General features: G+C 55.7%; 18 protein-coding genes. 6 read left to right on the forward strand and 12 right to left on the reverse strand.

Features of this window, described 5'->3' with window-relative positions; translation table 11 throughout:
• Positions 1-45 precede the first annotated feature (45 nt).
• Positions 46-1,605 carry a DUF427 domain-containing protein gene (locus ACR0BI_RS08835; RefSeq protein ID WP_170406749.1) on the forward strand — a complete coding sequence of 520 codons (1,560 nt, stop codon included), beginning with the start codon at positions 46-48 and terminating at the stop codon, positions 1,603-1,605.
• A gap of 119 nt (positions 1,606-1,724) precedes the next feature.
• Here the strand turns inward: ACR0BI_RS08835 and ACR0BI_RS08840 are convergent, their stop codons facing one another.
• The 6 genes from ACR0BI_RS08840 to ACR0BI_RS08865 form a co-directional block, all read right to left on the reverse strand.
• Complete coding sequence (locus ACR0BI_RS08840) at positions 1,725-2,522, reverse strand: DUF1217 domain-containing protein (RefSeq protein WP_480878501.1); 798 nt, start codon at positions 2,520-2,522, stop codon at positions 1,725-1,727.
• Positions 2,519-2,920 carry a flagellar biosynthesis repressor FlbT gene (flbT, locus tag ACR0BI_RS08845; protein ID WP_480562292.1) on the reverse strand — a complete coding sequence of 134 codons (402 nt, stop codon included), beginning with the start codon at positions 2,918-2,920 and terminating at the stop codon, positions 2,519-2,521. Before flbT ends, ACR0BI_RS08840 begins: the two co-directional genes overlap by 4 nt.
• Complete coding sequence (gene flaF / locus ACR0BI_RS08850) at positions 2,920-3,294, reverse strand: flagellar biosynthesis regulator FlaF (protein ID WP_170425892.1); 375 nt, start codon at positions 3,292-3,294, stop codon at positions 2,920-2,922. Before flaF ends, flbT begins: the two co-directional genes overlap by 1 nt.
• 77 nt (positions 3,295-3,371) lie before the next feature.
• Entirely contained in the window at positions 3,372-4,589 is a 1,218-nt protein-coding gene (locus ACR0BI_RS08855; protein WP_170406757.1) for a flagellin N-terminal helical domain-containing protein, read from the reverse strand.
• A 210-nt stretch (positions 4,590-4,799) separates the two neighbouring features.
• Complete coding sequence (locus tag ACR0BI_RS08860) at positions 4,800-5,147, reverse strand: flagellar biosynthesis protein FlgN (protein ID WP_480562291.1); 348 nt, start codon at positions 5,145-5,147, stop codon at positions 4,800-4,802.
• Entirely contained in the window at positions 5,140-5,412 is a 273-nt protein-coding gene (locus ACR0BI_RS08865) for a rod-binding protein (protein ID WP_170398972.1), read from the reverse strand. The genes ACR0BI_RS08860 and ACR0BI_RS08865 overlap by 8 nt, the downstream gene beginning before the upstream one ends.
• A 115-nt stretch (positions 5,413-5,527) precedes the next feature.
• Between ACR0BI_RS08865 and ACR0BI_RS08870 the strand changes: the two genes are divergently transcribed.
• From ACR0BI_RS08870 to ACR0BI_RS08880, 3 genes are read left to right on the forward strand one after another with little or no spacing between them, the layout of a single operon-like run.
• Entirely contained in the window at positions 5,528-6,757 is a 1,230-nt protein-coding gene (locus ACR0BI_RS08870; RefSeq protein WP_480562290.1) for a flagellar hook-length control protein FliK, read from the forward strand.
• Positions 6,758-6,760: 3 nt separating this feature from the next.
• Positions 6,761-7,426: a flagellar hook capping FlgD N-terminal domain-containing protein gene (locus ACR0BI_RS08875; RefSeq protein WP_170398978.1), complete on the forward strand. Its 666-nt coding sequence runs from the start codon at positions 6,761-6,763 to the stop codon at positions 7,424-7,426.
• Complete coding sequence (locus ACR0BI_RS08880; RefSeq protein ID WP_480562289.1) at positions 7,377-8,348, forward strand: phosphotransferase; 972 nt, start codon at positions 7,377-7,379, stop codon at positions 8,346-8,348. Before ACR0BI_RS08875 ends, ACR0BI_RS08880 begins: the two co-directional genes overlap by 50 nt.
• Here the strand turns inward: ACR0BI_RS08880 and ACR0BI_RS08885 are convergent.
• The 5 genes from ACR0BI_RS08885 to ACR0BI_RS08905 form a co-directional block, all read right to left on the reverse strand.
• Positions 8,343-9,644, reverse strand: coding sequence for an NAD(P)/FAD-dependent oxidoreductase (locus tag ACR0BI_RS08885; RefSeq protein WP_480562288.1), 1,302 nt, complete (start codon positions 9,642-9,644; stop codon positions 8,343-8,345). The genes ACR0BI_RS08880 and ACR0BI_RS08885 overlap by 6 nt on opposite strands.
• On the reverse strand, positions 9,641-10,459 hold the full coding sequence (locus tag ACR0BI_RS08890) for an ABC transporter permease (RefSeq protein ID WP_170398984.1): 819 nt from the start codon (positions 10,457-10,459) through the stop codon (positions 9,641-9,643). The genes ACR0BI_RS08885 and ACR0BI_RS08890 overlap by 4 nt, the downstream gene beginning before the upstream one ends.
• Positions 10,456-11,346 (reverse strand): ABC transporter permease subunit, encoded by an 891-nt coding sequence (locus ACR0BI_RS08895; RefSeq protein WP_170398987.1) that lies wholly within the window; start codon positions 11,344-11,346, stop codon positions 10,456-10,458. The genes ACR0BI_RS08890 and ACR0BI_RS08895 overlap by 4 nt, the downstream gene beginning before the upstream one ends.
• A complete protein-coding gene (locus ACR0BI_RS08900) occupies positions 11,346-12,473 on the reverse strand; it encodes an ABC transporter ATP-binding protein (protein ID WP_480562287.1) in 1,128 nt (375 codons plus the stop codon). Before ACR0BI_RS08900 ends, ACR0BI_RS08895 begins: the two co-directional genes overlap by 1 nt.
• 70 nt (positions 12,474-12,543) lie before the next feature.
• Entirely contained in the window at positions 12,544-13,629 is a 1,086-nt protein-coding gene (locus ACR0BI_RS08905) for a polyamine ABC transporter substrate-binding protein (protein WP_480562286.1), read from the reverse strand.
• 140 nt (positions 13,630-13,769) lie between these two features.
• On the opposite strand from ACR0BI_RS08905, the gene ACR0BI_RS08910 reads away from it, so the two are divergent.
• Positions 13,770-14,453, forward strand: coding sequence for a GntR family transcriptional regulator (locus tag ACR0BI_RS08910; protein ID WP_170406782.1), 684 nt, complete (start codon positions 13,770-13,772; stop codon positions 14,451-14,453).
• A 75-nt stretch (positions 14,454-14,528) separates the two neighbouring features.
• The gene (locus ACR0BI_RS08915) at positions 14,529-15,926 is read left to right on the forward strand and encodes an aspartate aminotransferase family protein (RefSeq protein WP_480562285.1); all 1,398 of its coding nucleotides are present in this window, start codon (positions 14,529-14,531) and stop codon (positions 15,924-15,926) included.
• A gap of 40 nt (positions 15,927-15,966) precedes the next feature.
• Here ACR0BI_RS08915 and ACR0BI_RS08920 read toward each other — a convergent pair whose 3' ends face one another.
• Entirely contained in the window at positions 15,967-17,283 is a 1,317-nt protein-coding gene (locus ACR0BI_RS08920; protein WP_480562284.1) for a lytic murein transglycosylase, read from the reverse strand.
• Between the last annotated feature and the right edge of the window lie 14 nt (positions 17,284-17,297).

Here is a 17,297-nt window from a genome sequence, read left to right on the forward strand (position 1 = left end):
CCCTCAAGACCCATGATATAAGGGCTTGGCCAAGGGAGGTTGCAGATGAACGTCCATGCCACACCGAATGTCAAAGGCTATGGGATATCCGTTGAGCCGCTGCAGGGACGGATCGCGATCTACCGTGGTGATATACTGCTGGCCGAAAGCCACAACGCCAAAGTGATGTACGAAACGCGGCTACCCCCCGCGATCTATGTTCCGCGCGAAGACCTGTGCGTCGAACTCAGCCCTGAGACCGAATTGCAGACGTTCTGCCCCTTCAAGGGCACCGCAACCTATCACGACATTAGCCTACCGGAAGAGCGCCTTACGAACTCGATCTGGGCCTATGAGGACGCCTTTCCCGAAAGCGCGGCCATCCAGGGCCATATCGGGTTCATGCCGGATACCGCGACGCGGATCGACCTCGGCGACAATCAACTGCGTCAACCTGACGATGGCAATATCAGCGGTCCCCTAATCGATTGGCTGATGCGAGGAGCGTCCGAAATTGACACTCCTGATGCCTTCACAAAAGCGCTGGCCGAGAAGATGCTGGAACATGGCATCGCCATTCAACGCCTAAGCATTCTGGTGTGGTCGCTGCATCCTCTGATCGCAGGCAAACACTATATCTGGGAGAAAGACTCGGCTGAGATTTCGACCCACACTCCGACCTATGAAATTCATGATCACCCTGCCTTTACTAACAGCCCCCTGCGTCACGTTTCAAACGGGTTGGGTGGTGTGCGCCAGCGCCTGAACAACGACAATCCTCATAACAGCTTTCCGATCATCGAAGACCTGCGCGCAAAAGGGGCCACCGATTACGTTGCCATGCCGCTGCCTTTCTCGGATGGGCGAACGAATGTCCTGACGCTGACCTGCGATCATCCCGATGGGTTCACGACTGAGAATCTGGGTCTGGTTTTTGAATGCTCTACCGTCATCGCGCGGTTCTACGAGGTCTTCATGCAGCGCGAAAATGCACAGGTTCTGCTGGAAACCTACGTAGGCAAGCGCAGCGGTGCGCGCGTTCTGGGGGGCGAGATTCGCCGCGGTGATGGCGATGACATAGATGCGGCGATCATGTTTTGCGATCTTCGAAATTCAACCGCATTGGAAGAAAAACTGGGGCGTGATGACTATATCGAGCTACTGAATGCGTTTTTTGAGACAGTTTCAGGGATCGTGCACGACCATGACGGAGAAGTTCTGAAATTCATCGGCGACGCTGTTCTTGCCGTCTTCCCGGCGGGTGACGATGCCGCCAAAGCCCGATCCAGCGCGCAGCTTTCGGCAACTGAGATCGTCGAAAAACTGGGTGAATTGCGCAGTGACGGAAGTGATCATGATTTCGACTGCTCGATTGGTGTCGCCTATGGCCGCGTCACCTATGGCAATGTGGGCTCACGCGAACGGTTGGACTTTACCGTGATTGGTCAGGCCGCCAATGTCGCTGCCAGATTGGGCGAATATGGCAAAACCGTCGGACATAGAATTGTTGTCTCGCAAGATATCGAACCTGTTTGCAAACAGGCGATCCCTTTAGGTGCGATCAAGCTGCACAACGTCTCGCAACCGATCAAATCATTTGCCCTGCAAACCTCAGCCGATGCCTGATTTGACAGTTTACTTCGCAAGAGTTGAACCTCAAATTGTGCCACCCACTATCTCGGATCGGTCAACCTATGGCCCTGCGCGAGATACCGTACACACCGTGTCTGGTTGACATCAATGGTTCAAAAACCACCGCCCAGCAGGATCAGAGCCGTCTGCGCAGGTGAGATCGTCTGTTGGATTTGATTGATCTGATTGCGGGCCAGATACGTGTCGGTCAGTTTGTCGATTGCTTCACCTTCAGTGAACTGCGCCAGATCGGATGAACCCGTAACGCGCTGCAACCGATCCTTGAACACCTCAAGCTGCTTGTCGATATCCAGTTGCGCAAATGCTGATGGCAGGCCCAATGCAGTTTCCATCATACTGCGCAAGGGGGGCAGCCCCATCAGATCAAACCACCGTCTGTCCTCACTGCCACCCTGGCCAGCCAGATCGCGCAATGCATGCTGGGTGTACAACGCGATACGCATCGATTCATCTGCTTCACCAACCGAGATTTCAAATCGCGCAATCAAGTTGTCGTCGGCGATCTTTTCCATGGCGTCCACCAATCCGGTCTTGCGCACATCGCCGGGACCAAGTCCAAAGGCATTGGCAAAATCACGGTACCTGCCGTCGGCCAGCCTGTTCGCAAGCGCATCGTCAGCCTGCGTTCCATCGGACAAGATTTTTTGGACAAAATACCGATTGTCGAGATCACCTTCCAAGCCAAACGCACCCAAAGCCACCTGCAACAACCGTCGGTCCGAAACCAGATCCTCGGCCGTCTGGACCTTGCCAATATTGTCGAGAAAATACCTTGAGTCCCGTTCGTTGATCCCCGAGGTGGAATAGCTTTGAAGCTGCGCATCATAAGTACGCTGCAAAAAGCGCCAGCCAACTAGCCCACTTGATGGTATGACCGGCTGAAAGGTCACTGCTGATATGCCATCAGACGTTCTTCGCGCGGCAACAGTGAACGCAAAGCCTTCAAACACTTATAATATTGCTCTGCCACCAACGCTTCAGTTGCGTTGGCCAGGACCCGGCGACTGTCGGCATCCGTGAAAACCTGGCTCAGCCCTTCCACGCGCCGCAGAAGTTGCTGGCGCGCCAGCTCAGGTTCGGTATCGCCTGACAGAACCAACTGCGCGGCATAGCAGACACGGCGTACCGGCGTGTTGACCTCTTCCGGGTGAATGGCATCGCGCAGGCGCAGGACATTTGCCTGAGGTGTCATGATCGAAAACCGACTGCGTCGATCCCCGTTTTCGATTACAACACCATTGATCAGAACCCGTTCCTTTGGGGCAAGTTTCAGGACCAGACCCCCCATCAGTTGCCCCTCATTTGACGTAACCCGCGCAACACGGCCATGTTGATCTCAAGCAGCGGCTCAACGGTCGCCTTGTTCGCCAGCACCTGGCTGCTGTGTTGTTCGGTAAACTCAGCCAAATAGAAAATCCGCGCCCGCAGATTGCTCGGCAGCCCGTTATCCGCATCCGCCACATCGGTTGCCAGCACAGTCCACAGGCGGCGATTTTCGTGCAAGGCTTGAACGAACCCTCGGAAATCAGCCGTTTTCCGCGTGGAAGCAGCCTTCAACCGATGTGTAATCCTGGAAATCGCCTCATACTCTGTATCCCGAGGTGTTCGCGTCGGTGCAGCAGATTGCGCATAAGCGCGGTGAGCAAGCGTTTGCGGTGTCACTTGAAATCCTTCCAATTGTCCTTCAACGGGCGATCAAGTCCGGGGCACGGCGTGCGTGCCCCGGATCAGTTCCAAAGTTAACGGAACAGCGACAGGATGGACTGTGGCGCCTGGTTCGCGATCGATAGCGATTGGGTTGCCAGCTGTTGCTGGACCTGCAACGCTTGTAGTCGCGCCGAGGTTTCTTCCATGTCAGCGTCAACCAACGAGCCGATACCGGATTTGAACGAGTCAGACAGGTTCGAGATGAACTCTTTCTGGGTCTCGATCCGACCCTGCGCCGAACCAAAAGCCGCCGAGGCATCAATCGCAGTATCGATGAGGCCTTCGATCGCGCCAAGCGCTGCGGATGCGCCGGCAGAAGTCGACACATCAATCGAGGCCAGAGCGCCTAGACCGCCAGAGTTCGCATTGGCATATTGACCGCTGATCTGCAGCGAATCTGACCCTTCGTTGGTGATATCGAGTTGCGCAGCATTCGTACCCGGATCATAGACGACCGAAACATTTGCATCCGAAGCTTCGATGGCAGCTTTTAGCCCCGCAGCGATGATCTCTTCGGGCGCGTTGCCTGCGGCGATATCCTCAGCCCGGACTGTATAAGACGCGACATCGTCGCCCAGTCGGACCGTGAAAGTATCGCCAGCGGACAATGTGCCCGGATCAGCGATCACGATGCTTCCATCATCATCGCTTCCGCCGTTTCCATCCAACGAAAATCCGAATGCGTCGGCCGTATCCGCAGTGACCCCGTCAGTTCCAGTGAACACGTCGGCAGCAGTGTAACCACCTGTCGACAGGTTTTGCGCCGATACGCTAATGGAAGACGCTGTCACGTTGCCTGCATTGTCTCGATCCAAAGAGGACAGAATGCTTGCGCCAGCCCCACCGTTCACCAGATTGAGGCCATTGAACTGGGCAGCGCCGACAACCGATTCGATCTGATCCCTGAGCGCGGCCACATCGGTGTTGATCTTAGCACGATCAACGTTGTCTTCTTGCGCCGCAACGATCTTGCCTTTCATCTGGTTCAGCAGATCCGTCACAGTTTCTGAGGCGTTTCGAGCAACTGCGACAGTGGATTCACCCAAGGCCAGGCTGTCCTTGATCGCATTGAAGCCGTTGACGTCTGATTCCATCACCTTTGAGATGGCCCAGACAGCCGAGTTATCCTTGGCTGTAGCCACATCCTTGCCGGTCGAGATCGCGTTTTGCGTCTGTGCGAGGTTCTTGTTGACCGATTTGAGAGTTTGCAGCGCAACCATTGCGCCATTGTTCGTCAGAATGCTGGACATATTTGTCATCCTCTTAGCGTTCGGGCGCGTTTGACGCCCATGTTGGACCCACCAAACCGGCAGGCATTCTGTCGTTCTGACCTGTGCGTCGTGCCTTGTGGCCTTCGCGCCACCCGTTGTTTCAGGTGCATCGCCACATTTGCCCCCGATCTCCTAACGGAGTGCTAAGACGGGCAAATCCGATATCTCGAATTTGAATCAAACCTGATGCTATGCCCGTTTTTCCAGCTTTGCCCGCGATCGCAAGGCAAACCCACTACGCTGCCCCGAGGCGTCATAAGTACTGAACTCCTGCCGGACCTGTTTCAGTTCCGCCATTCGGTCCGCCACAGCCCGAATACCCTCGGCCGCACTATTCAAAAGGGCTTGATTGCGCACGACCTTCGACCGGATCCGGATCAGATCATCGCTTTCCAACACCTGCAGATCATTTATTGCATCGATCAGATTCTCTTTTTCAGGCACCAATCGATCCAGAGCGGTCAAATCCCCCTGAACCAGGGCTGTGCGCTCCAGATCCAAAAGGTCTTCCAGTGCCTGAATCGGATCTTTATCCATCGGACTTCTCCATCATTGCATTGAACAAAATTTCCGAAAGGCCGATTCCACCCGCCTTTGCCATTTGCTGTGCCTGCTGTTGCACCAGAAACGAAGCAAACTGATCTTCGCCTGCGCCACCGCCAAAGGAACTTCGTGCTTGGCCGAGTCCTGCTGACTTGAGCATTTCAGCCAGAAAAGCGGCTTCCAGCTCAACAGAGGCGGCTTTCAGCTTCTGTGGAATCTGGGCGGAGTGCATGGTCGCACTGGTAGATGTAATCGTCATCGGATTCTCCGAAAATTGCTATGAACTTTCTCGATCAAAGGGGAAAGCGGTTAAAATAAACGTAACTTCCTGTGGGCACAGTGCCGGCCAGATCAAAGAAACCCCGGAGCGAAAAATGACCAACCCGCTGACGATCATGTCGCCTGCATCTGCCACGGGTGACAAACCGGGGGCATCTCAGGGTAAAGAGCGTGATACCAAAGGTGGGTTTGCCTTTGAGGAAGTGCTCAATGAGGATGTCGAACAAATCGAGTTGAAGGATGTAGATCCGTTTGTGGCTGATTCAAACCTGCCATCCGAACAATCAGAAATTCCATCTGTTTCTACGGCAGATTCAACTGAGACAATCAAAACCGACGAACTAGAGCCCGCCCAACTGCAGGTGGCTGCGCAAGAGGTCGCAGATGCGCCGAAACACCACGCAGATTTTGCCGTCGGTGAGACGAACCATGTTGCCGCTCCGCCCAGCCCGGTACAGCAAATTTCGCAGTTGGCCTCTGAAAACTCAACGCTAAGACAAAATGCAGGCTCGCCCGAAGCGGCTGCCCCAAGGCCTGACGCAAACGTTCTTCGAGCGCCAACCCAAGTTCCGATCCCTGATGTTAGCGGAAATGGATATCTACACCATAGGCCGGCCTCACACGCGCTAAATGCTAGCTTTGTGGGGGATACGTTTTCGAAACTGGAACCGCCAAGTCCCGAACCAGAGGTGCCACTCGTCGCACGCGTATTTGAGCCTACAGAGGCTCGAATAACCCAGCAAACTGTCATTTCTGCCGCCTTGAAACCGCAGACAACAGCTTGGAATCTCGACCGGGCTCCGGGCGATGCTATTACTGAAACGGCGATCAGCGCGGAAGTTGATGACCTTTTTGCCGTCAAAGATACCGCGGTGGGCCACACGATACGCGACACGACGCAAGCGATGCCCGTCGCCGCAGCCCGCGCGGAAACGGCACGCACGATTGCGGGGCAACTGGCCGCTTCGATTTCGACCCGACCAAATACCGGTGGCGTTGAAATAGCCCTGAACCCCGAAGAGCTTGGGCGCGTATCAATCACGCTCAACGGTCGAGAAGACGGGTTTCATCTATCGATCGCGGCCGAACGGCCCGAAACACTGGACCTGATGCGGCGACACATTGCGGTCCTGTCGGCTGAGTTCGAAAGGCTGGGTTATGGGGATCTGTCGCTTGATCTTAGCATGTCCGGGGACTCGTCCCAGCATGGTGACCCATCAGAGCCTGACCCTTCCTCAGAAACGGTCGAAATGGTTCGCGACGCGGACCATAAGGCGCCCACACTCCCGGCTGGCCCTGAACGGGGCCTTGATATGAGGCTTTAACTAATGATTTCAGCGACCAATTCAGTGACCGCAACGGGTGCAAATCCCGGCGCAAACAACAATTCGGAACGCTCGGCACTGACGTCAGATTTCGAGACCTTTCTGCGCATGCTGACCGTGCAGGCGCGCAATCAGGATCCGCTTGAACCTCTGGATTCCTCCGAATATGCCTCTCAGCTGGCGCAGTTCTCGATGGTCGAACAACAAGTCAAAGCCAATGAGCTTCTCTCCGGTCTCGCGCTGACAATGGGGGCAGTCGATCTTAATCAGCTCACCGGGTGGGTTGGGATGAATGTCAAAACCGATGCACCGTTTCGCTTTGTAGATCAGCCTGTTCCGATTTTTGCACGGGCCGAACCCACTGCCGACCGGGCCGAGTTGGTCATCCGCAACGACCAGGGCACCATTGTCGATCGCATCCCTGTGCCTACCGATAAGGCCGAATTCGAGTGGGCCGGGGTCAGCAGTGCAGGTGATCCCTTTCCCGCTGGCAGTTACTCAGCTACATTGGAGAGCTTCAAAAGAGGTGAGTTACTAACCAGCACGCCCGCATCTGCCTTCGGTCGGGTGGTAGAGGCACAGGTCAGCGAAGGTGGCATCATCCTGAAACTGGAGAGCGGTGCAGAGGTGTCCGCCGAAATGGTCACGCAAATCCGCACGGGCGCTTGATCTGGAAGGCAAGGCGGGCCAAAGCTTGGCGCATCGCGACTCGCCCCCTAACCCGGTATCTGTCCTGTCTGATCATCACCAACCTCCCCCGGGTCTTGTTGCCCAGCTCAGCACCCAAGGTTTGATCCGCCACGACGTGACCTTCGAGGTGTTGTACGGTGGGCGGACCAATCATGTCTGGAAGGTTTTGTCCGGCAATAGTGATGCCGTGCTTAAGCTATACAGTGCGCGGTTTCAGAACCCCTTGTTTCGCAACGATGCCCGGCTTGAGTCAGAATGTCTGCGCACGCTCAACAGCTTTGGCTTCGTGCCCAATTTACGTGCCACGGGTTCCTTTGGAGACGACAGCTGGGTCTACTATGACCACGCACCGGGCGTCCCTTGGCAGGACGACTTTTCGGGCGTGGCCCATCTGCTTGGAAGGTTGCACCAAATTCCGGTCAATCTGGACCTCCCTAACGGCTGCAATGGCAGCGAAGATCTGGAACAGCACGCGTGTCAAATTCTGGCTGATTGCCACGCGGAAGAGCGGCGATCATTGTTTGCAAAAAAACCTCTGGCCCATGTCCCACCGTTATCCGATCGGCGCCTGATCCATGGCGATCCTGTCGCAGGAAACATCCTACAGTCGGAGAATGGGCTGACGCTGATCGATTGGCAATGCCCGGCCTTCGGTGACCCATGTGAAGACTTGGCGATATTCCTTTCACCTGCGATGCAGCAACTCTATCGTGGCGCGCCCTTGTCCGAGGCCGAAGAGACGCTGTTTCTTAAGGCGTACGACCAACCCGATATCACCGAACGCTATCTGTCATTGAGGCCTTGGTTTGCATGGCGCATGGCCGCTTATTGTCTTTGGCGGGCCGAAAACGGTGCGGCTGATTATGCCATTGGGTATGAGTTGGAAGTTGAGGCCTTATAGGTCCGCCAGACCCAGATACGCATAGGCTGGCGGCATGACAGCGCGACGCCAACGGCCAAAGGGAAACCGCCCCGGCGCACCCGCAATAGGGGACGGAATGTCTGCGGATTGCCCCAGCACCAGTCGCGCCAAAGCACGTCCGCAATAGGTTCCCATCGCCACACCATTGCCGTGGTAAGCAAACCCTGCATACATCCCCGGATGCTCAGGAACCGGTCCAAAAAAGGGCACGAGGTTGCGGGCAAGGCAAACCAAGCCGGACCACGTATGTGTGACATCGACACTGTTCCAGGCGGGGAATAGCCCCTTGAAATCCCTGAAAGCTTTTTGCCGAATGCGCGCCTCAGCACCAGGAGATGATAGCAGCCCCCCTCGTGTCCCGAACAGAAATCGTCGATCAGGCATCAATCGGAAATAGTGCAACAAATTACGCGTGTCATAGGCCATCTGATCCGACGTCCAGCCTTGCGCCTGCAGCTCGACATCAGTCAGAGGCCGCGTCACAAGAACCGTTGACTGTGCAGGCATATAACGCGCGGCCAACCAGGGTGGCAGATCCTCGCTTGAGTAGCCATTTGTGCACACCAGAACCTTCGAAGCACGAACGTGACCCGCAGGCGAGGTCAGCACGAATCCCGAGGCGGCCTGTTTGATCTGCGTGATCGGGCTGTTCTGGAACAGAGTTGCGCCCTTTGCCTGGGCGGCGCCAGCCAAACCGAACAGATACTTTCGGGGGTTGAGGGCAAAGCCAATTGGCGTTGTATAGCCGCCGAAAAACGCCCCACCCAGCCCGAGGCCCTGCAGATCGTCAATCTCATGTAATTGTCCGGCCGGATCGGCCGACCGGCGCAATCGTTCCATCGCGCGCCGTGAATGGGCCAGTTGAGTTTCACCCTTGGAATGCGTTTCGGCGTCGATTTGGTTATCACGCAGAAGGTCAGCAACCAGTGAAACGGCGTCTTCTTCCGCTTGGTAATAGGCCTGCGTTGCCACCTGACCATAGCGACGGGTCAGACCAGCCTTGCTGAGCTTTGACCCGCCCAGACAACAAAAGCCCCCGTTTCGACCGGACGCCCCCCAGCCCGGTGTTTCCGCCTCGAACACAGCAACCGAAACCCCTGCTTCGGACAAATGCAATGCGGCGGACAAGCCGGTAAATCCGCCCCCGATGACGGCGACATCAACGCTGATATCGTCTTCGAGCTTTGGCCAAGCAGGGGTCGCGATCGTCTCGTCCCACCAACAACCCGCGCGTGGCGCAGGTCCGTAGGCGTAATCAGGAAATATACGCCTCATTCAGCGCTTGCCGCGGCCAACTCATCCTGTTTCTGCCGAACCATCGCCCGTTTGGTCACCAGGGACGCGGTAATAACGCCCACCGTGACAACCGCGATCATAAGCGTCGACAGCGCGTTGATCTCGGGGCTGACGCCCAAGCGGACGGCCGAGAAAATCTTGATCGGCAGGGTGGTGGCAGAAGGCCCGGATGTGAACGAGGCAATCACCAGGTCATCCAGCGACAGGGTGAAAGCCAGTAGCCATCCTGAAATCACCGCCGGAGCGATGATCGGCAGGGTGACCAAGCGAAACGCCTGCGCAGGAGAACAGCCCAGATCCAGTGCGGCCTCTTCCAGCGATCGATCAAAGGTCACAAGGCGCGAGGACACGACGACCGAGACAAAACACATCGAAAACGTCGTATGCGCCAGTACGATGGTCAGGATACCCCGATCCAAGCCAATTCCAATGAACAGCAGCAGCAGCGACAAGCCCGTGATCACTTCGGGCATCACCAGAGGGGCGTAAATCATCCCGGAAAACAGCGTGCGCCCAAAGAACCGTCCGCCGCGCACCAGAACGTAAGCTGCTGCGGTGCCCAGAATCGTGGCCAACGTTGACGAGAACACAGCCACACGCAGCGTGACCCAGGCTGCATCAAGAAAGGCTTCGTTCTGCATCAACTCGCCGTACCATTTGGTCGAAAAACCGGCCCAAACAGTGACTAGCTTGCTTTCGTTGAAGCTGAAGATGATCAGGATGATCATCGGGATATACAGAAAGGCAAATCCCAGCGTCAGTGAGACAGTGTTGAACCAGCTCAGCCTGTTCATTGTTCTGCCTCCGTCTGCTTTTGCTGGTTGCGCTGGAACAGCACAATCGGGATCACGAGGATGAGCAACAGAACCACGGCCACCGCGCTGGCGACGGGCCAATCGCGGTTCGAGAAGAACTCTTCCCACAGCACCTTACCGATCATCAAGGTCCCCGATCCGCCCAGTAGCGAGGGGATTACGAATTCCCCAATCACCGGAATCATCACGAGGAAGCAGCCCGCGATAATACCGGGGCGCGACAAGGGGATTGTGATCAACCAGAATGCCTGCAGACGCGAACACCCAAGGTCTTCGGCGGCTTCGATCAGCGACCCGTCCATCCGTTCAAGCGACGAATAAATCGGCAGGATCATAAAAGGTAGGTAGGTATAAACGATACCGATATAAACTGCGGTATTCGTGTTCAGAATGGTCAACGGGGTCGAGATGATGCCCGTCCACAGCAACAATTGGTTCAGATAGCCTTCGTTGCTGAGGATACCCATCCATGCGTAGACCCGGATCAGGAACGAAGTCCAGAACGGAAGGATGACCAGCATCATGAATGTAGGTCGCCACTCTTCAGGTGCGCGCGCCATCGCATATGCGATCGGATACCCGACAATCAGCGTCAACACCGTTGAGATCAGCGCGATCTTTACGCTGGACAGATAGGCCTTCCAATAAAGATCATCTTCAGTGAGCCAGACAAAGTTTTCCAGATCAAGCTGGCTGAAGAATTCCCTGATACCCGCCCAACCAGCGGACAGGTCCAGCGTCGGAGTGTAGGGCGGAATGGCAAGTGCGGTGTCTGAAAGCGATATCTTTAGGACGATAAAGAACGGCACCAAGAACAGTGCCAGCAACCAGACATACGGGACAGCAATAAGAACAGCGCGGCGCATCAGTTTTCCAGCAGAACTGCGGCAGTCGCTGTCCAGGACAGCCAAACCGGGTCTTCCCAGGTGAACGAGCGGCGCGAGATGCGGCGGGTATTCGCTGTTTGCGCTTTGATAATCGTGCCGTTTGGCAGTTCGACATGATAGGTCGACAAGTTGCCCAGATAGGCGATGTCATGCACCTTGCCTTGAATGGCGTTGATCGCATCGACCGGGCGCTCGGCAGATATCGCGATCTTTTCAGGCCGGATCGCCAGATGACAGCTCTGACCATTGGACAGTTGGGTCGCGGAAGACGCCGCTAACGGGGGTTGCCCTTCTGCCCACTCGATCTGATAGCTTTCGTCGCCTGCTGCGGTAGCGCGTCCCTCAATGATATTCACATCCCCAATGAAATCAGCAACATAAACCGAGTTTGGCGTCTCATAGATGCGATCTGGAGTTGCCACTTGCATCAGTTTGCCCTGATCCATCACGGCCACTCGGCTGGCAACGGTCATCGCCTCTTCCTGATCGTGCGTCACGATGACAAAGGTCGTGCCGGTTTTTTCCTGAATGTCCATCAACTCGAACTGAGTATCCTGACGGAGTTTCTTATCCAAAGCGCCCAAAGGTTCGTCGAGCAATAGCAGTTTTGGTGCTTTGGCCAATGACCGGGCCAGCGCAACGCGTTGGCGTTGACCACCCGAGATCTGGTGCGGCTTGCGGCGTGCGAACTGTTCCAGCCGGGTTAGGCGCAGCATCTCATCGACCCGCTCTTCCAGATCACGTTTGGGCATGTTGTCCCGGCGCAGGCCAAAGGCGATGTTGTCCCAGATGCTGAGATGAGGAAACAGCGCATACGACTGAAACATCATGTTTACCGCCCGTTTGTTGGGCGGGATCGGGTCGATATCCTGTCCACCCAGAAGGATGTGACCATCGGTAGGGGTTTCGAATCCGGCCAGCATCCGCATCATCGTGGTCTTGCCGCAGCCCGACGGGCCGAGCAGCGCAAAGAACTCACGCTCGTAGATATCCAATGAAAGATTGTCGATTGCGGTGAATGCGCCAAAACGCTTGGTGACGTTCTGGAACTGGATCAAGGGTTTCGCCTGCGGGTCATCCCACGGCGCAAAGACTTCAGAATTCAAGGCGGCCCCCGTTTATCGGTCAGGATAAAAATGGCGCAAGGCAGCGGGCCCGCCTTGCGCTATGATCAGATCAGGTGCCTGATTTCACTTTGGTCCAGAGACGTGTCACCACCCGCTGGGTCTTTGCCGGATAAGGTGTGGTGATGTAGAGGTTCTGCATGGTCGCATCATCCGGATAGATCGCCGGATCACCGATCACGTCCTCTTCAAGAAACTCCTGCGAGGCCTTGTTGCCGTTGGCGTAGTACACATAGTTCGACGCCGCAGCCATGTTGTTGGCATCCAGGATAAAGTTCAGGAACTGGTGCGCGCCTTCGGGGTTTGGTGCGTCGACCGGAATAGCCATCTGGTCAAACCACATCAGCGAGCCTTCCGCAAAGGGATGGTATTCAATGTCCACGCCGTTATCCGCTTCCGCCGCACGGTCGCGTGCCTGCAAGATGTCGCCCGACCAGCCGACAGCAACGCAGATATCACCATTGGCGAGCGCATTGATGTATTCCGAACTATGGAATTTCTGAACATACGGGCGCACACTGGTCAGAATTTCTTCGGTTTTCCCAATTACATCCGTGTCGTGGCTGTCAGGGTCTTCGCCGATATACTGCAGCACCATCGGAATGATCTCAGACGGTGCGTCGAGGAAATGCACCCCACACGAGGCCAGCTTTTCCATGTTCTCGGGCTTGAGCACCAGATCCATGCTGTTAAGCGCAACATCGTCGCCCAGCATTTCTTTGACCTTGCCGACATTCAACCCGATACCTGTCGTGCCCCACATATAGTTGATCGAGTAGGCGTTGTTGGGGTCATACCCTGCGGTTCGTTCCTGGATCACATCCCATAGGTTGCCTGCATTCGACAGCTTGGCGGCATCCAGTTCCTGGAATGCGCCGGCCTGGATCTGGCGTTGTAGGAACGTGCCTGAAGGCACAACCACATCATAGCCTGACCCACCGGCCAGCATTTTTGTTTCCAGAACCTCGTTGCTGTCGAACACATCGTAGATCAGGGTTAGCCCTGTTTCTTCTTCGAATTTGCTCAGCAGATCTTCGTCGATGTAGTCGGACCAGTTATAGACGCGCACTTCTTCAGCAAACGCGGCCGAAGTCCCCAATGCGACGATCGCTGTCATCCCCAGCGTTTTCAGTTTCATATTTTTCTCCCTGCAACTGTGCGGCCATTTTGACCTTTTTTTGGATTTGATCAAGTTTTGCGTTTCACGACGGTTTCACCTATGGTCGGAATAGGTGAAGATTCTGGCAAGACAGAAACACTTGGATTGGGGCAAACCTTTTGGATTTGATCAAAAATAAAGCAGATACACCTCCGGTAGATGAAGAAAAACGCCCAGCGCACGAACAGGTCTATCGGACACTGAAATCCCAGATTCTGTTTGGCGATCTCGTGCCCGGGCAGCCGGTCACGATCCAGGGCCTGACTGATTCGCTTGGTGTCGGCATGACTCCGGTGCGCGAGGCGATACGCCGTCTGATTTCCGACGGCGCGCTCATTTTTCAGGGCAATCGTCGCGTGAGCGTCCCGCTGCTTTCAGCCAACGACATCGAGCAGATGATTTTCGCAAGAATTTCAATAGAAACAGAGCTTTCCAGGCGATCCACAAAGAACATATCTATAACTGAGATCGACTATCTTGAGCAGCTGGATCAACGATTGGACAATATGATCGCGGATGGGGACGTAGGGGGTTACCTGCGTTTGAACCACGCCTTTCACCAATCTCTGTATTCCCACGCGGACGCTCCGATACTTGTTGATCTAGCCGAACGGCTATGGCTGCGATTCGGCCCTTCGTTGCGCATCGTTTGCGGTCGCTTCGGCACTCAAAGCCTGCCCGACAGACACAAAGACATTATTGCCGCGCTACGTGAGCGAGATGCAGAAAAGGCCGCGTTAGCAACAGCGCAGGACATTGAGCAGGGTATGGGAATGATGGGCGATGCTTTGCCAAGCACCTAGAAACCAGCGATTCGATTGACAGCATAAAATTTGATCATATTCTATCTGGCAACGACGCTTGCTGGAGAATCCGAGATGTCCACCATCACCAATCACATGCCCACTGCCGAATTGCAGGCGCTGGACGCAGCACACCATTTGCATCCTTTTTCGACCAATGAGGCGCTGGCAGACGAAGGTGTCAGGGTCATCACCCGTGCCAAGGGCGTCTATCTGACCGATAGCGAAGGTCATGAAATTCTGGATGGTATGGCCGGATTGTGGTGCGTAAATATCGGATATGGCCGCGACGAGCTGGCCGATGCAGCCGCACGTCAAATGCGCGAGCTGCCGTATTATAATACTTTCTTCAAGACGACCCATACGCCCGCCATTGCGCTGGCTGCAAAACTGGCTGAGCTTGCGCCAGGTGATCTGAACCATGTCTTCTTTGCCGGAAGCGGGTCCGAGGCCAACGACACCAACATCCGTCTAGTGCGCACCTATTGGGCCGAAAAAGGTCAGCCGGACAAGAACATCATCATCAGCCGCAAGAATGCCTATCACGGTTCTTCTGTTGGATCGGCGTCGTTGGGTGGCATGGCAGGAATGCATGCGCAGGGCGGCATTCCAATCCCGAATGTCCACCATATCAACCAGCCAAATTGGTGGGCGGAAGGCGGCGATATGAGCCCGGAGGAATTCGGCCTTGCCCGCGCGCGCGAGCTGGAAGAAGCCATTCAGGAACTGGGCGAAGATCGCGTCGCTGCCTTCATCGCCGAACCTGTGCAGGGCGCAGGCGGCGTGATCATCGCACCCGACACATATTGGCCTGAAATTCAGCGCATCTGCGACAAGTACGATATACTGCTGATCGCGGATGAGGTGATCTGCGGGTTTGGCCGAACCGGCAACTGGTTTGGCTCGCAAACCGTCGGGATCAAACCGCATATCATGACAATCGCCAAGGGCCTTAGCTCAGGCTATGCACCTATTGGCGGATCGATCGTCTGCGACGAAGTCGCCCGTGTCATCAGCGCCACCGAGTTCAACCATGGCTACACCTATTCCGGCCACCCGGTTGCCGCAGCAGTTGCGCTCGAAAATCTGCGCATCCTCGAAGAAGAAAACGTCGTCGATCATGTGCGCAACGTGGCCGCGCCCTATATGAAAAAGAAATGGGACGCATTGGTCGAGCATCCGCTAGTCGGAGAGGCAAAGATCGCAGGCTTGATGGGGTCCATCGCATTAACGCCTGAAAAGGCAAGCCGAGCCAAGTTCGCATCAGATCCCGGCACGATCGGATATATCTGCCGCGAACATTGCTTCAAAAACAATCTGATCATGCGTCATGTGGATGACCGCTTGGTCATCTCTCCGCCGCTGGTCATTACCCCGGCCGAAATCGACGAGATGTTCGTGCGCATTCAAAAATCGTTGGATGAAGCGTTGGTTGAAATCAACGAAAAAGGTCTGATGAAGCCTGCGTCCTGATCATTAGATCATGGGCGACCCAAGTGGGCCGCCCTAATTATCAGCGCATCCTTTCCAGCAGGCCGAGCGACGGGTATCCATCCGGGATCAACCCCTGAGCAACCTGAAACGCGCGCACCGCGTTAATCGTATTTGGCCCGGTGCGCCCATCGATCCCTTGTGTATCGAAGCCCGCCTGAGTCAGCCGACGCTGTAGTTCTTTCTTTTCAGTAAAGCTCAATACGCGATCGCCACGCGGCCAATCGGCCTCAAACGGAGAGCCTCCTGCAAGCCGGTCGGACAGATGCCCGATGCCGATCACGTAGGCATCGGCGCCGTTGTAGGCCTCGATCACTTTGAAATTATTGAAGATCATCAGGGCGACACCTCGACCACCAGCCGGTAACAGAATTGCCGCTTGACCGTGATCGGGCACGGCCTTGCCCGAGTAAGCAAGAACCCCACGGGCCGCCCATTCCGACGGCATCATAGTGAAATCTCGCCGCGCGTTGGCGTAGTCAAAGTCGGATGGTAGTTGCACTTCGACCCCCCAAGGTTGGCCTTTGGTCCATCCATGTTTTGCCAAATAAGAAGCGGCTGATGCTAAGGCATCAGTTGGATTATCGGACCAGATCTCGCGACGCCCATCTCCATCGAAATCAACCGCGTAATCAAGAAACGAGGTCGGCATGAACTGTGTATGCCCCATCGCCCCAGCCCAACTGCCAACCATATTCTCAGGGTCGACATCCCCTGCCTGCAGTATCTGCAACGCGGCGATCAGCTGTCCCTCAAAAAAGTTTGCTCGTCGAGCATCAAAGGCCAAAGTCGCCAGCGACCGAATGGTTTGCTTGCTTCCTCGGTAGGTGCCGAACGAAGTCTCAAGACCCCAGATCGCGGTCACGACCTCTTTTTCGACGCCGTACTGGGCTTCGATCCGGGTCAAAGTCTCTCGGTGCTTGTCTAGCCCAGCGCGACCGTTGGATATCCGCGTTTTTGAAACCGCTCCGTCCAGATATTCCCAAATCGGTTTGGAAAACTCCGCCTGATTGCGATCGCGTTTGATGATGTCACTGTCATAGGTCACCCCAGCCAACGCCCGATCCAGCGTATTGACCGAGATGCCCTGCTCTTGCGCCCGCTTGCGAAATGCCCCCAGCCAAGCCTGAAATCGGGCATTCCCGTCTGCCGATACACGTTGCACCTCGACTTTAGGCCGCAGCACGGGCCGTACCGAGACCGTCACGTCCGCCGAGGCCAGTTGCACATTGTCGACCATAGGTCGGGCCAGAGGCTGTATCGAATTTTCTGTTGTATCCGCCTGCACGATGGATGCCCATAATGCGGCGGTCATAACGCCACCTACACACTTACGCATTCCGTTTTATCCTG

This window comes from Ruegeria sp. E5 (genome assembly GCF_056534105.1).

Bases quoted from the DNA above. Each gene is read 5' to 3' on its own strand.
- ACR0BI_RS08915 (WP_480562285.1), top strand. From the start codon at position 14,529: ATGTCCACCATCACCAATCACATGCCCACTGCCGAATTGCAGGCGCTG.
- ACR0BI_RS08875 (WP_170398978.1), top strand. From the start codon at position 6,761: ATGATTTCAGCGACCAATTCAGTGACCGCAACGGGTGCAAATCCCGGC.
- ACR0BI_RS08855 (WP_170406757.1), bottom strand. From the start codon at position 4,589: ATGTCCAGCATTCTGACGAACAATGGCGCAATGGTTGCGCTGCAAACT.
- ACR0BI_RS08860 (WP_480562291.1), bottom strand. From the start codon at position 5,147: ATGGATAAAGATCCGATTCAGGCACTGGAAGACCTTTTGGATCTGGAG.
- ACR0BI_RS08920 (WP_480562284.1), bottom strand. From the start codon at position 17,283: ATGCGTAAGTGTGTAGGTGGCGTTATGACCGCCGCATTATGGGCATCC.
- ACR0BI_RS08895 (WP_170398987.1), bottom strand. From the start codon at position 11,346: ATGCGCCGCGCTGTTCTTATTGCTGTCCCGTATGTCTGGTTGCTGGCA.
- ACR0BI_RS08870 (WP_480562290.1), top strand. From the start codon at position 5,528: ATGACCAACCCGCTGACGATCATGTCGCCTGCATCTGCCACGGGTGAC.
- ACR0BI_RS08905 (WP_480562286.1), bottom strand. From the start codon at position 13,629: ATGAAACTGAAAACGCTGGGGATGACAGCGATCGTCGCATTGGGGACT.
- ACR0BI_RS08865 (WP_170398972.1), bottom strand. From the start codon at position 5,412: ATGACGATTACATCTACCAGTGCGACCATGCACTCCGCCCAGATTCCA.
- ACR0BI_RS08835 (WP_170406749.1), top strand. From the start codon at position 46: ATGAACGTCCATGCCACACCGAATGTCAAAGGCTATGGGATATCCGTT.
- ACR0BI_RS08885 (WP_480562288.1), bottom strand. From the start codon at position 9,644: ATGAGGCGTATATTTCCTGATTACGCCTACGGACCTGCGCCACGCGCG.
- ACR0BI_RS08890 (WP_170398984.1), bottom strand. From the start codon at position 10,459: ATGAACAGGCTGAGCTGGTTCAACACTGTCTCACTGACGCTGGGATTT.
- flbT (WP_480562292.1), bottom strand. From the start codon at position 2,920: ATGGGGGGTCTGGTCCTGAAACTTGCCCCAAAGGAACGGGTTCTGATC.